The organism is Flavobacterium galactosi (assembly GCF_048158585.1).
Lineage (GTDB): Bacteria > Bacteroidota > Bacteroidia > Flavobacteriales > Flavobacteriaceae > Flavobacterium > Flavobacterium galactosi.
Map to the genome: position 1 here is coordinate 177,262 of NZ_JBLNKV010000006.1, position 13,504 is coordinate 190,765.

13 protein-coding genes and 1 other RNA gene are annotated in these 13,504 nt (G+C 34.9%); 5 read left to right on the plus strand and 9 right to left on the minus strand.

The genetic code is table 11. The annotated features are described in order from the left end of the window. The first annotated feature begins 35 nt into the window (after positions 1-35). Positions 36-432: a transfer-messenger RNA gene (ssrA, locus tag ACM55M_RS13945) on the plus strand. Positions 433-770: 338 nt separating this feature from the next. On the opposite strand, the gene ACM55M_RS13950 is transcribed toward ssrA, so the two are convergent. The 4 genes from ACM55M_RS13950 to ACM55M_RS13965 form a co-directional block, all read right to left on the minus strand. Then, positions 771-1,013, minus strand: coding sequence for a hypothetical protein (locus tag ACM55M_RS13950; protein ID WP_416858267.1), 243 nt, complete (start codon positions 1,011-1,013; stop codon positions 771-773). Between the two features lie 267 nt (positions 1,014-1,280). Continuing rightward, the gene (locus ACM55M_RS13955) at positions 1,281-1,499 is read right to left on the minus strand and encodes a recombinase family protein (RefSeq protein WP_416858268.1); all 219 of its coding nucleotides are present in this window, start codon (positions 1,497-1,499) and stop codon (positions 1,281-1,283) included. After that, positions 1,454-1,720 (minus strand): recombinase family protein, encoded by a 267-nt coding sequence (locus ACM55M_RS13960; protein WP_416858269.1) that lies wholly within the window; start codon positions 1,718-1,720, stop codon positions 1,454-1,456. The genes ACM55M_RS13955 and ACM55M_RS13960 overlap by 46 nt, the downstream gene beginning before the upstream one ends. Beyond that, the gene (locus tag ACM55M_RS13965; RefSeq protein WP_416858270.1) at positions 1,717-1,890 is read right to left on the minus strand and encodes a hypothetical protein; all 174 of its coding nucleotides are present in this window, start codon (positions 1,888-1,890) and stop codon (positions 1,717-1,719) included. The genes ACM55M_RS13960 and ACM55M_RS13965 overlap by 4 nt, the downstream gene beginning before the upstream one ends. A 725-nt stretch (positions 1,891-2,615) precedes the next feature. Here ACM55M_RS13965 and ACM55M_RS13970 point away from each other — a divergent pair. The 4 genes from ACM55M_RS13970 (at position 2,616) to ACM55M_RS13985 (ending at position 5,727) form a co-directional block, all read left to right on the plus strand. Then, the gene (locus ACM55M_RS13970) at positions 2,616-3,446 is read left to right on the plus strand and encodes a helix-turn-helix domain-containing protein (protein ID WP_416858271.1); all 831 of its coding nucleotides are present in this window, start codon (positions 2,616-2,618) and stop codon (positions 3,444-3,446) included. 80 nt (positions 3,447-3,526) lie between these two features. After that, positions 3,527-4,090 carry an ester cyclase gene (locus ACM55M_RS13975; RefSeq protein ID WP_416858272.1) on the plus strand — a complete coding sequence of 188 codons (564 nt, stop codon included), beginning with the start codon at positions 3,527-3,529 and terminating at the stop codon, positions 4,088-4,090. Between the two features lie 66 nt (positions 4,091-4,156). Further along, a complete protein-coding gene (ygiD, locus tag ACM55M_RS13980) occupies positions 4,157-4,993 on the plus strand; it encodes a 4,5-DOPA-extradiol-dioxygenase (RefSeq protein ID WP_465245433.1) in 837 nt (278 codons plus the stop codon). Between the two features lie 65 nt (positions 4,994-5,058). Then, positions 5,059-5,727 (plus strand): alpha/beta hydrolase, encoded by a 669-nt coding sequence (locus tag ACM55M_RS13985; protein ID WP_416858274.1) that lies wholly within the window; start codon positions 5,059-5,061, stop codon positions 5,725-5,727. Positions 5,728-5,932: 205 nt separating this feature from the next. On the opposite strand, the gene ACM55M_RS13990 is transcribed toward ACM55M_RS13985, so the two are convergent. From ACM55M_RS13990 to ACM55M_RS14010, 5 genes are all read right to left on the minus strand, one after another. Further along, complete coding sequence (locus tag ACM55M_RS13990) at positions 5,933-6,715, minus strand: alpha/beta fold hydrolase (RefSeq protein WP_416858275.1); 783 nt, start codon at positions 6,713-6,715, stop codon at positions 5,933-5,935. Positions 6,716-7,055: 340 nt separating this feature from the next. Then, a complete protein-coding gene (locus tag ACM55M_RS13995; protein ID WP_416858276.1) occupies positions 7,056-9,698 on the minus strand; it encodes a TonB-dependent receptor in 2,643 nt (880 codons plus the stop codon). Positions 9,699-9,950: 252 nt separating this feature from the next. Further along, a complete protein-coding gene (locus tag ACM55M_RS14000; protein ID WP_416858277.1) occupies positions 9,951-10,811 on the minus strand; it encodes an alpha/beta fold hydrolase in 861 nt (286 codons plus the stop codon). 94 nt (positions 10,812-10,905) lie between these two features. Then, on the minus strand, positions 10,906-12,429 hold the full coding sequence (locus tag ACM55M_RS14005; protein WP_416858278.1) for a carboxylesterase/lipase family protein: 1,524 nt from the start codon (positions 12,427-12,429) through the stop codon (positions 10,906-10,908). 58 nt (positions 12,430-12,487) lie between these two features. Then, complete coding sequence (locus ACM55M_RS14010) at positions 12,488-13,453, minus strand: HpcH/HpaI aldolase family protein (protein WP_416858279.1); 966 nt, start codon at positions 13,451-13,453, stop codon at positions 12,488-12,490. Positions 13,454-13,504 lie beyond the last annotated feature (51 nt).

Here is a 13,504-nt window from a genome sequence, read left to right on the forward strand (position 1 = left end):
GTTTTAAATTGTATCTTTGCAAACTGAAAATAAAAGGGGTCGACTGGTTTTGACAGCAAGTCGAATTGAAAAGTAAGCACGTCGAGAACTGGGACAATTCTCGTTAATAAAAGGTCTCAAAACACTTACACGGCGAAGGAAACTACGCTCTTGCTGCATAATCTGAATTATAGTAAGATTAGCCTCGTTCCTATCAGATAGGAAAGCAGGATTTACCTCGAAAGCTTTGGTTTATAGCGGTCGATAAAGGTGAATCGTAAATTTAAACCTAGATTTCCATGAGCTTCGGGTGGATTTCGAAATTAAGAAGATAAGTCTTGCGCGACTGTTTCTGGTCAAACGTAAGATCGAAAATCTAATCAGGAAATAAACGCGTAGAAAGCCTTTTAGTTGCTTGTTTGGACCCGGGTTCGATTCCCGGCGACTCCACAAAGCCTGAAAACCATCGGTTTTCAGGCTTTTTTATGCCTAAACCTCAGTAAAATTAAGGCTTAACGAAGGGTTCGATCGCGAAAATTCAATTTTTTAAACAAAATACAAATAATTAATAATCAGAAAGTTAAATTTTTAAAACCAATTATAGTGGCTGGGAGTGTCGAACACTTTTCACCATATTTATTGAGTTAAAATCTTATAAATACAACTTATATTGTATAAAGCCCCCTACTCTTCATATCTTCTAAATTATATTTTAATGGTTCTACTATGGATTTGGTCAAAAAAAGACCATTACGATAGTATAAATTATTATGAAATAACATCTTTACTAATTATCTTTTCTGTAATAAAGATCCTTGATTAAATATATGTTTTACATCAATAAGTAAATCTATTTTTTGTTCAAGAATACCAATTATTTTGCCCACTATATACTTTAGATTTTCAATAGACATTTTTAGTTTTATTATTTTATCATTGTATTCCAAATACCATTTTTCAAAACTAGTCTTATTGATTTCGCCAACAATCCATTTCTCTTCAAGAGCTGAGAGCTTTCTCTCAGCATCTATCAACTGACTTTATTGTGTTACTATTTTTAATCTTTTAGATTTTACTTCTTTGTTTATTCTCATCTGACAACCCCTTATAATTTCATTAATCATTTTTTCAGTAAGACTGATTAACTCCAATATCGATAAAAACTGGTCATAAGTTTTTATAACGCTAAGATTATTGTGTTTAGAAAACTTACATTTATAGTAATAAAAGTATTTTACCCTACTCACCCCTTGAAGGTGCCCCCGTCAGTGGACTTCCACAATGACATTTTAAAATCCCCCTTAAAGGAAGTTGTTCATCCAAAATAGTCCTTGTCTTTTGGGCTCATTAATTTTATTCTGAACTAAACTCCAAGTATCTTCATCTATAATAGCCTCATGGGTACCAGGAAATAATCCCCCTGGAAATTCTCTAAATGATTCTACTTTAGGCATGCCACAATAAACTGGTTTTTTTAAGATTTTCTCAACAGCAACATTGCTTTTCCGGTCAAATCCCATGTTAAAGATTTCTTTTTTAATGTCTGGAAAAAGCTACTTGGAATCTCATAATCAAACGTAATACCTTCCGTTACACTAACGACTTGTATTCTATATTTTTTCTGAAGATCTTTTATCATAGTCAATGCTTCTCCAGCATTTCTACTGAATCTATCCATTTGATCTACTAATAAATAATCAACTGTTTTATAATATTTAGAAACAAATTTCTGTAATCTCATAAAATCAGGTCTATCAAAAGTTTTGGCACTTTACCTACATCTATAAAGGTATCTATGAGTTCCACATTATTGCATGAAATCCATTGATCAGTACATAATTCATGTGATTCTATAGAACCTTTACTTTGTCCGAGATTACTAAATCGCAAATATCTGATTACTTTCTTCATGGTATTCCTTTAAAATTGACTCAACAAGAATTTCAATTATTAATTCTGTTAACTGCTCCTCTTTTACATTTTCAAATTGTTTGACGTAATTTGATATTTTCAAATCAATTACCTCGTCTTCTATACATTCGCTTATCATAACTTAATTTATATTTTAATTTAGAGATACAAAATTATTCCGATATCTATTTCCACTCAAGAGCATATGCTAAGTATGTATTTCAATAATATTTTTTAAAAAATTATTAAGCAAAAAAACTGATTTATAAACTTTTACGGAAAACCGTAATAATTCTCATAAAATCAATTATGCATTTAGCGGAACATAAAGAGAAAAAAAACTCAACTATGCATCTAACTGAAGATAAAATTTTAAATCAAATCGTATTAAACTAGAATGCTTATTTTTATTCTAATCCTGATGAAGTTAATTTGTCAAGAAATCTTATTACAAAATTTTTCAAGTCAATTTCTTCTGGTAAAATAAGAAACTATCTTTTAAGAGTGATTAATAAAGAGATTATAATTGATTATAAACAAGTTTAAGAAATAGTCTTAATTTAGTTTTATATTACTTCTTAAACTAGATTAAGACTTTACCGTATTACTTTATTTAATTTTGCAAAAAAGTGCCCAAGTTTTCTACCTAATCTTAACCAGCATAGAATCTGCTGTTGCTTCTTATAAATTATAATTATCTTTAACATCCTTTTAAAAAGCAAACTATGACAGAAATTTTCAATATGTTTCGCATTACAGCTGCAGAATCCCAGAAGATAATGCATTCTGTGAATGAGCCCCATGCCCACAATTTTGAAGAACTTATTATAGGCGGGCAGGGTCAGCTGGAACATTTTATAGATTTCAAATCCCGTCTGATGGATGCTCCTTTTATAAGTTTTGTAACCCAAGGAAAAATCCATCGCGTCAAGCCCCTTCTTAAAGATGGTAAATGTGACATGTGGGTATTAAGGTTCAAAAGTGAATTTATCGCCGAAACCACCTTCAGTCTTTACGCATCATTCCATGATAAAGCCAACATCTCAATGCAGAGCAATAAATGTTTTGAAAAGTTAGATACTATATGTAAAATAATTTATGATGAATACCTGCAGGATGCTCCTGATCTTTCTGTAATCAGGCAATTGCTCAGTGCTCTTTTTACCATAATAGAATCTGAACGCCGAAAACTCAATCTAAACGATGATGAGTCTAAAAAAATACAAAGCAGCACTTTTAAAAATTTTCTACGATTATTGGAAGAACATTATAAAGAACCGAAAGATGTAAATTTTTATGCCGCTAAACTTTTTATGACCTCGCGCAACCTAAACCTGATTTGCCAAAATATATTACAGCAGAGCGTCTCGGAAATTATAGAAATCCGTAAACTTACTCAGGCCAAAAATCTTCTGATGTCCACCGATAAAAATGTGGCTGAAATAGGTTATGAACTTGGTTTTAATGAAAAAACATATTTTACCCATGCCTTCAAACGTAAAGCAGGTTTGACTCCAACAGAGTTCAGGGAAGAAATTCAGAAGCAGCTTTCCTAAAAACACAACCTTTCTTCCGAAAAGTGTTACCGCTGTCGTGTCATTAAGTCCCAACTTTGCATTATAAAAAATGATATTTTATGAAAAATTCAATTAAAAGACAAATAGCTGGTGCAATACTAGTTTTTGTAACTCTGAGTACTACAGCTTTTGCACAAAAAAAAGAAGATAAGGCATCTTTGGTAAAACAAATTAAAGAGCTTACCGCTGCTAACGCTCAAGTAGCGAAACATCTTGAAACTTTTGACACTTTAGACTATACGGTTTTCAGTAACCGTGACTGGACACGTCTGCACGAAAGCCATGCAAAAAACATTAAGGTACACTTTCCTGACGGCCATACTGAAGTAGGTCTTGAGCAGCATATCAAAACTCTTGATGCGATGTTTGTATATGCTCCAGATACCCGTATTAAAGAGCATCCTTTTAAAATTGGCTCAAGCAATATTACTGCCGTAATGGGTTATATGGAAGGTACGTTTACACAGCCTATGCCCGCTGGAGATGGTACCTTTATACAGCCTACAGGTAAGAAATTCAAAATTCCAATGGCAACCATCGGAGTTTGGGAAAACGGTGTAATGCAGGAAGAATATCTTTTCTGGGATAATAAATCCTATATGGACCAAATACTAGGAAAATAAAGCATAAAAATGGATAGAAAAAATTTTCTTAAAACCATGGCTATTTTACCACTGGGAGCTGCAGCAATGCAACTCAGCTCCCTTAAGGCAGCAACAGATGCCTTTAGCGCTACTGATCGAATGCCTGTTCTTTTTCTTGGACATGGTAATCCGATGAATGCCCTTGCAGATAACAATTTTACCCAAGGTTTTCAGCAGATGGCTAAAACATTGCCTAAACCAAGGGCTATTCTTTGTATATCAGCTCACTGGGAAACCAAAGGTACTTTTGTAACGGCAATGCAAAAACCAGAAACTATTCATGATTTTGGAGGTTTTCCTCAGGCGCTTTTTGACGTCCAATATCCTGCACCTGGAAGCCCGGAGCTCGCATTGGAAACTCAAAAACTGATCACTTCAACCGCTATCGGGTTAAGCAATGAATGGGGACTGGATCATGGCTGTTGGACAGTTTTGAAATTCCTGTACCCCAATGCCGAAATTCCTATTGTCGAAATGAGCATTGACTATACCAAACCTGCTTCTTATCATTATGAATTGGGAAAAGAGCTGACAGCATTAAGACGTAAAGGCGTTCTAATTGTTGGAAGCGGTAACACCGTACATAATTTACAATTGGCCGCATGGGATAAAATGATGCTACCTGGATATGCTTTCGAGTGGGCTCATATTGCGAATGAAAAAATGAAAAAAATGATTCTTGAGAATGATCACCAGTCTCTTATCAATTTTGATAAACAGGGACGTGAGTTTCAGCTCGCCGTACCAACTCCTGAACACTATATTCCTATGCTTTACACTCTCGCTCTGAGGGAAAAAGACGAAAAGGCTACTGTCTTTAATGACGCCATAGTAGCGGGATCCCTTAATATGCTTTCTATAAAAATAGATAAGGCATGGTAATAAAAAAACATTTTTGGATTTGCTTTAGCATCCTAATTTTAATTTCAATATTTAGTTTTACCATTATGAATTCCAGCAAAGAAAAAACAACACTGCATTACCTTGTAAGACAGCCCAAAACCAAAATAACAAATCCGCCTTTACTGTTACTATTACACGGTGTAGGAGGAAATGAGCAAAATCTTTTTTCTTTTGCCAACGACCTGCCTGACAATTTTTTAGTAGTATCAGCACGTGGGCCACTTAGTCTGGGACCGGCAAGTTTTGCGTGGTTTCAGGTAAATTTCACCAGCGGACACCCCCAGATCAACGAGCAGCAGGCCGAAGCTGCCAGAGTAACTATTCTTGATTTTATTGAAAGTCTTAAAAATGACCTTGATTTTGATGATAAACAGGTTTATTTGATGGGCTTCAGCCAAGGAGGTATAATGAGTTACAGCGTGGCTCTTACTGAACCTGAAAAAATTAAAGGAATCGCTGTAATGAGCAGCAGGCTGCTTCCGGAAGTTAAACCTCTTATTGCGGATGAAAAACGTCTAGAAAAACTTAAAGTTTTCGTTTCTCATGGCAGACAAGATGCGGTACTTCATTATCCTTTTGCAACTGATGCCGTATCGTATCTTCAAACAAAAGGTATAAATCCTGAATTCCATCAATACGATGAAGGTCATACTATCAACAAACAAATGTTTGACGACGTAAATCTTTGGTTAAAAACAAATAGTGCTCACTAATAACTTCCCCTATCTTGACATCTTAAAAAAATACCCGCTTTGTCGTAAAGCGGGTATTTTTTTAAGATGTTTTCTTTGTTTTTATGCAGTATTAGAAACCCAAAGAATTAAAGAGACTTATACTTGCAAGCTAAATATTGTTCAATAGTATATTTGTTCAATAGTGGCTATTCTAGAAAAGTTTTTTTACATATAAAAGTTTTATTTATTTCAATTTCGTTATAAAATCTTTAGCTGCATCAAAAGTCTGTTCGGGAGCTTCTTTGTGAGGGGTATGTCCTATGTCCGGAATGATAAGTTTTTTAGTTTTTCCCCATACATGATTAATGGTTCTGTCTACCTGTTCCATTGTTCCGTACTCATCCGCTTCACCTTGGATAAAAAGCAAAGGACAGGTGATATCTTTCAATAGGTATTCAATATTCCAAACTTTATAATCAGCTTTTGTCCAGGTCTCCGTCCAAGCCTTAAAGATACTATCTACTTTATCTCCATGATATTTTGCCAGACGTTCTGCCAGATTAGTCATTCTGTAGCCTTCCATTGCCTTATAAATTCCTTTAAGCGTCACTTCTTCCACAAAAATATGTGCTGCTTCACAGATTAGGGCCTTAATTCTGTCCGAATACTTGGCCGCTGTAATCAATGCAATGGAACCACCATCACTATGTCCAAAAAGAATAGCGTCTTTCACATCGAGTTGGGTCAATAGTTCGTTTAAGACATCAGCTTCCAATTCAAGGTAATTTACGGGGCGCTCATGAGTCGGCATCGGATCTGATTTCCCGTACCCCAACCGGTCATATACCAGCACATTGCACTTTACAGCTTCTGACAGTTTTTGAGGCAAATCTCTCCATAAGGTAACACAGCCTAAAGAATCGTGCAAAAAAACAATTGTAGGACGATCTTCGAACGTATGGTAATATTCTACGTAAATGTTTTTATCCTCTACTTGGATGACTTTAGCTATTGTATGTTCTGCCATTAAATGGTAAAATTGGAGTTACTATTTTATGTTGTTAAAAGTACGATTGCCTTTTGTTTTTTATCCGTTTTTTATTCTTTTCTAGAATATTGAGTTAAATAAAATAAGTCCGAACTCTAAATGTATTTTAAAAAAAAACCTAACAGTCATGGTCTCAAATACACAAATAAAATAAAAAAATAAAGGAATTAAAAAAAGAGGTTACCTAATGAAAGGCAACCTCCTTAAAATTCTGTTTCAATACTTTTTTAACAACAATTAATCAATAATTAGTATGATATTGCTGAGGTTGTAATTACCTACTCGATAAAGTAGGTACATTGATTAACAATTAAATATCTTATTTAAAACTGTAAGATATTGAAGCCCAAAAACTGCGAGGTAAAATTGTTCTACCAATCATAAGAGTTCCTGGGGTTACTGTTGAAAAGTCTCTAAATTGATCCCCTCTAGTATCTCCTTCGGTAAGAGCTCTAGTATTTGTTAAATTATCAACCCAAAATTTAGCTTCAATTGCCTTTGTTATTTTGTACCCTACACTGGCTCTCATAGTGACATATTCAGGTAATTCATAGCTATTAGATGGAGAAGTATAACGACTTCCTGTATAGATAATACCCCAATTGGTATTGAATCTTTTGTAATCATAGTTTGCAGATAGTTCCGTACTTAAAACAGGAACTCTTTCTGCTCTATTTCCAGTAAAAGTATACTTTTTATCTCCCATTTGTGCTAATACTATAGGATTGGTATTAGTAGATGCTTCATAATCCGTATATTTTGCGTCTTGCAATGTTCCTGTAAGTCTTAGACCTAAGTTATTGGACACTTTATAAGCTACCTCATATTCTGCACTTATTGTTCTTGTAGAACCAAAAGCTAACAATGGTTGTATTCCAACACTTGTAGGTACGAGGATACTTAAAGATACATTTTTGATAGCAGAATAACTAACTGAACTAAACAATGACCAACCATTACTAGCATATTTATATCCTAACTCCGCTAAATATACCGGACGTCTCTTGATAGATGATTCATTATATGTTTGCGCACCGTAATCATTAAATGTTGGAGTATTGTAGGCTCGTGTAAGTCTAGCAAACATAGCAGCATTTTCACTTATTTTATCATTAAGTCCTGCAGAAAATGCCCAATTGGTTTTAGAAACTGAATAATCCATTCTACCAGCGATATCCATAGAAGCTGGAGCCTGAAAATTTGGCGTACCATCTGCATTAACCCCATAATAAGGCCTTTTTCCATCAATACTTTGATTATCTAGACGCAAACCTAAATCAAGTCTGTATTTATCACTTAACGCAATTTCATCATTTATATAACTGGATAAAATGCGAGTATTAGCTATAGCGATAGAACTTGAAGCGGGTATCATACCATTTCCTCCAATTCCGAACGCTGGAATAAGTAAACGACGGGGATTTTCTTTCAATTCTTGGAAGTATACAAAAGCATCATTAGGTTCGTTATTTACATTAAATTGGTGAAGCGATACACCCATACCAAGACTATGTTTGTTTACTTTCTTTTTAAAATCAAGAAAATCCATAACTTGTGTATCTTTATTCTGCTGCAATAGTGCTACTGCAAAAACATTATAATCGTTTGGTGAATATACAGCAGGACTTCCGTCTAAATAAGTATAATCAACTCCAGGAACGTATTGCTGTGTTCCTAATGGGAGTGTTGAGTTAAAACTAGTATTGTTGGTTTGGTAACGAAAATTATTTGTTATCTGCCAATCATTGTCAGTTTTGTAATTAAATTGAAATCCTACTGCACCCAATTTGGTGTGAAAAATATTTCCAAGATCATAATTAGTTGTCTTTCCAGATCCATCGGTATAATCCCATTTTGAATCAATCATTTCCATAGATTGTGTAAAAATGTCATAGTTTGATAATGCTTTTGGTTTACCTGATCCATCATAAGAATAATAACTAGGTAGACGCCAATATACTTTGTCATCAATATATTTTCCTAAAAGGCGAAAGTATCCTTTATTGTTTTTGAAATGATAGGTTACATTTGCTTTTAATTGACCACCTTGACCTGCTGTGTAAGGAGGAGGTACAATTCCTTTATCGGTACGATAAAATCCCCCAATATTGTATTTTATATTATCGCTAAAAGATCCCCCTGTATTCCCATCTACTCTGTATAGGCCTTGAGAAAGACCAGATGTTACTTTGAATTCCCTATAGCTTTTAGCTGCCCCTACATAGCTAATGTTATTTATTACGGCACCAGGAGTGTTCGCTAAAATTATCGATGCATTACCACCACGGATGGCTTCAACATTTTTAGTGGTAAGATCTGACTTATAGTATTGATCAGCCGAAGGAATTGAACTATACCCAGTAGGTAAAACAGGAAGTCCATCTTCTAAAATTCCTAAATATATATAGCCTCCTCCTTGTGGAAATCCACGAACCCATACATTTCCGGGACCATCACCACCGCTACTTTCTACAGTAAGACCTGGAATTGCTTTCAATAAATCGATATTATTAAGTGGAGATCTTTGTTGAATGTCTTTTGCTGACATTGTAGTAATAGCAACACTTGATTCAATTTTTTTCTTTGGGTTACCTCCTGTAACTACTACAGCATCTAATTGCATAGGATCTTCGACCAATTGTCCATTAACCTCGACTTGATTACTTTCTACATTAACTTGGATAGTAGAAGGTAAATGCCCTAACATGGTAAAAAGAAGTTTGTATTTACCGTTTGCTAAGTTTTTAAAATTATAATATGACAAGGAATCAGCCTTGGTACTTCTATCGGCGCCATTAGCAGAAGATAGTTTAACAGTAGCTCCTGAAATTGGGGTGCCGTTTTTGTCTTTTACGAAGCCCGAAATACTTCCGGTATTTTGTGCATAAGCTGCACTTGAAAGAATAAATAAACATAGGAGCCAAAAAGTGCCTAGTTTATAATTAAATGATAATTTTTTCATTTGGTTTTTAATTTAGTTAATATTTGGTTTTAATTATGATTTACAAATTTTCTTTAGTCAATTTTCTAGCTGATTCTCCAGAAAAAAAAGCATAAGTTTAGCACCTATTCGAATAAATTCAAAAGGTTATATGTCCCCATAGAATTTAGGGATAGGTTTTTAAAAATGGTTTGTTGGTGCTTTTATTTCACCATTTAAAGTGAATTAAGGGTACTCCATAAAATTAGTTTCCCCTTTATATTTAACGGATTACTATTTCAAAAATGGAACAATACATGCCCACGTTGCATCAAAATTTTCCAAGAAACAACCATGCCCTGCATTAGGAATAATTGCAATTTGAGATTTTGGGATAAATCTTGCAGCGCTTACTACACGTTCAACAGGATTACCTCCATCTCGATCTCCCGCCATTACTAAAACAGGACATTTTATTGCACTCAATAAGTCTTTACTCACCGTAACATTATTATAACAATTTGCCACTTGTGTAAATAAATCCTCTATTCTATTAGGTTCAGGCATCAATTTCAATTGCTGCTCCCAGAAAGGTTTGTCCATTTCCTGTGCTTGTTTTGCAGTAAATTTAAATTCCCTTAACCCTGGACGTACTTCCCCAGCACCCATCACAATCATTTTTTTTACTCTTTCTGGATACATTGCACCTAATTTATAGGCCGAATAACCCCCATCACTAAAACCCAGTACAACAACACTGTCTTTAGTTACAGCATTGATAACCGCCATAGCATCGGTAGCACGCTGCTCTAGGGTAAGTGGCTCAGTACCTAATTCAGATTTACCGTGACCACGAGTAGAAATAGCAATCACTTGATAGTTTTTCTTGAAATGATTGATGAAATCTGAAAACTCAACAGTTGAGCCAAATAATCCGCCATGCATCAACACTATCGGTTGACCTTTACCATAGACTTCATAATAAATTTTAGCATCATTTGCCTGTACATAATACCCTGCTTTAGGGTTATTCCCATAAGGTACTTTATTCACCACATTAGCGGGTTGAAAAGCTCTTATTAATTTTTTTTGCTGCGCCTCTACATTTGACAGAAAAAACAGAAAAATGAAAGCGGTTACTAATTTTGAATACATATTGATGTTTTTTTAAGTGAATGAAGTTATTTTGATTGGTTTAATTTTTTATAAAAATTATGGAGATGACTGATGAACAGTTTTTATGCCTTGATTAATTCTTTTCTAGAAAATCAAATTCTTTTTTCAAAAATTCGGGCTTAGATTCCATTTTATCGTCTACTACCAGAATAGTCCCCGACTGTTTATTATAACTTTTCCATTCAGGTAAATTATTTCCATTTGGATTGCCCGTTTTTGCAAAATTGACCCAATACGACGAAAAAACAGTTTCTATTTCTTTGTCTAATGGTTGCCATGGACGATTCCAAGTATGCAGATTATGAAATACATACGGAACTTCCGAAGTATGAAAAGCTCCGTAATTAGGAAAATTTGGCTTATCTGGTGCAACATGACCAAATTGATAGAGGTAACTTGCTTTAGTGTTAAAACTTGCCAGTAAATGTGCAGGCTCACCTGCAAAGCCTAATAATGTTAATTTTTGTTTAACTATTTTAACCTCCTCTGCTGTAGCTGCGGGAAAAATACTTAAATACTCCTCGGCTTTATCGCCATATTTTGCTTGGGCTTCTTTTTTATAATCGTCAACGGTCATAGTAGCATCTCCCATAAAGCTTCCATCGCCAGTTACCCAACCAGTTAAAACAGGTGTTTGATTTTGTAACCCTTTTTTGAAATGCTCAATCAAATTTACAGGTAAAACATAGCCGTCCATTGTAGTTCCAAATCTACCTGCTTCTGGATTATTACTCAGTATTTGCAATTCTTCAGCTGATTTTTTTCGCAATTCAGCTAATGAATTTGCGTTTGCTTTTTTCATAAAAACAACACCTTGCTCTTCGGATTTTTCTAAATTTTGACTAAGCATATTAGAAAATAAACCACCACTTTGCGCAATGGCTTTGTGAAATAAACCTTTTGCCAACGGCGAAGCAATCAAAGCTGTTACACTAAACGCTCCTGCGGATTGCCCCGCAATCGTCACGTTATTTACGTCACCACCAAAGGCTGTAATATTTTTTTGAACCCACTTTAATGCGGCTATTTGGTCTAAAAAACCATAGTTACCTGAAGCCTGATGGCCTGACTCTTTGCTTAACTCTGGGTGTGCCATAAAGCCAAAAACTCCAACTCGATAGTTAATGCTAACGAAAATTACGCCTTTTTTTGCCATTTCTTCTCCATCATAGATAGCACAATTTGCCGAGCCACTATTTAGCCCACCGCCATAAATCCATAAAAAAACGGGTTGTTTTTTGGATTTAGCTTTAGCAATAGTCCACACATTTAGATACAAACAATCTTCATTAATAGGTTCGGGTTGAGCAAGAAACTCCTCTGTCCAACAAAAGAAAGGCTGAGGTTTGTTTTGCATAGGACTTGCCGAAAAAGCTTTACATTGTTTTATGCCCTTCCAGTTTTGAACGGGTTGCGGCGCTTTCCATCGTAAATCACCAATTGGTGCCGCAGCAAAAGGAATACCTTTAAAAATGCGAACAGTTTTATCCGTAGTGGCTGTACCTTGAATTTTGCCATTAATAGTTCCTACAATTGGGTTTTGAGCTTTTGCAAAAACCGAAAAGCATAAAAGGACTAATAGGAGGTTGTTCTTCATAATCTTACTATTTAAAAAAAATGTTTATATCGGATTTAAATTATAAAAATGGTTGAGCCTATTTTTTAGCTGCTTGATTAATCTTGTTGGTAATATCCTTGAAAAGTCCAGAATACATTGCTTTGATGAGTTGCACATCATGTGTGAGCAGAATCATATTAGCTCCCGAATTGACATTTTTAACGGCTTCTTCCGGTGTAAGCGCAAGGCGAAGTAAAGATCGGTTAGGAAACGATTTGACTACTGCAGCCATTTCATCTAATACCTGTACTACCTTCGGATCCTTCCAATCGCTAACACCAAGTTCCATCGAAATATCACCCGGACCAATAGCAACACCTGTGACACCTTCAACTGCCAATATTTTAGATAAATTTTCTTTTCCTTTTAGGCTTTCGACAATCATAATGCAAACTACATCTTTGTTCGCTTGCTGACGTCTTTCATATTCATTACCGCTATAACTAATAGAAGCTCTTGCAAAGCCTGAGCCTCGAACACCAAGCGGTTTGTATCGACACCAAGAAACCAATTCGGCAGCTTCTTCGGCTGTTTCTACATGAGGGAATAAAAAGCCACTGGCTCCAGCGTCGAGTATTCGTTCTGTCAGATTTAAGGAACGTTCTCCAAGTCGGACAAGCGTCGGAACTTTATGGAGTTCAGCAGCAATAATAGCTTGACCAATATCGTTGTAGTCGCGTAAACCATGTTCGAAATCCAAGAAAAGGAAATCAGCCCCGGCTTCACAAACTACTTCTACCATTGTCGGATGAGCGATGTTGATTACTGCACCTTTTAAAACTTCCCCATTACTAAGTCGGTATTTTAATTTTTCTTTTCTACTGTTGTTTTTAATCGTATCAGATGATTTTTTACTGATGAAATTACCATTCGTATATTGAGTGAAAACAAATGTATTTATAGAAGTATCCTTTTTGATATTGATATCCTTACAACAAAGTGATTTTGATTCAAATCCAAATAGAAAAAAAACGGATATTAGAAGTATAAAAAAATGTTTCATGATATTTTTGAATGATAAATTTGACTTTTAAACCTTTCTACCTGTGACTTT

Coding starts and splice junctions, on each gene's coding strand:
- ACM55M_RS13955 (WP_416858268.1), bottom strand. CDS start 1,499: ATGGGATTTGACCGGAAAAGCAATGTTGCTGTTGAGAAAATCTTAAAA.
- ACM55M_RS13960 (WP_416858269.1), bottom strand. CDS start 1,720: ATGAGATTACAGAAATTTGTTTCTAAATATTATAAAACAGTTGATTAT.
- ACM55M_RS13965 (WP_416858270.1), bottom strand. CDS start 1,890: ATGAAGAAAGTAATCAGATATTTGCGATTTAGTAATCTCGGACAAAGT.
- ACM55M_RS13970 (WP_416858271.1), top strand. CDS start 2,616: ATGACAGAAATTTTCAATATGTTTCGCATTACAGCTGCAGAATCCCAG.
- ACM55M_RS13975 (WP_416858272.1), top strand. CDS start 3,527: ATGAAAAATTCAATTAAAAGACAAATAGCTGGTGCAATACTAGTTTTT.
- ygiD (WP_465245433.1), top strand. CDS start 4,157: ATGCAACTCAGCTCCCTTAAGGCAGCAACAGATGCCTTTAGCGCTACT.
- ACM55M_RS13985 (WP_416858274.1), top strand. CDS start 5,059: ATGAATTCCAGCAAAGAAAAAACAACACTGCATTACCTTGTAAGACAG.
- ACM55M_RS13990 (WP_416858275.1), bottom strand. CDS start 6,715: ATGGCAGAACATACAATAGCTAAAGTCATCCAAGTAGAGGATAAAAAC.
- ACM55M_RS13995 (WP_416858276.1), bottom strand. CDS start 9,698: ATGAAAAAATTATCATTTAATTATAAACTAGGCACTTTTTGGCTCCTA.
- ACM55M_RS14000 (WP_416858277.1), bottom strand. CDS start 10,811: ATGTATTCAAAATTAGTAACCGCTTTCATTTTTCTGTTTTTTCTGTCA.
- ACM55M_RS14005 (WP_416858278.1), bottom strand. CDS start 12,429: ATGAAGAACAACCTCCTATTAGTCCTTTTATGCTTTTCGGTTTTTGCA.
- ACM55M_RS14010 (WP_416858279.1), bottom strand. CDS start 13,453: ATGAAACATTTTTTTATACTTCTAATATCCGTTTTTTTTCTATTTGGA.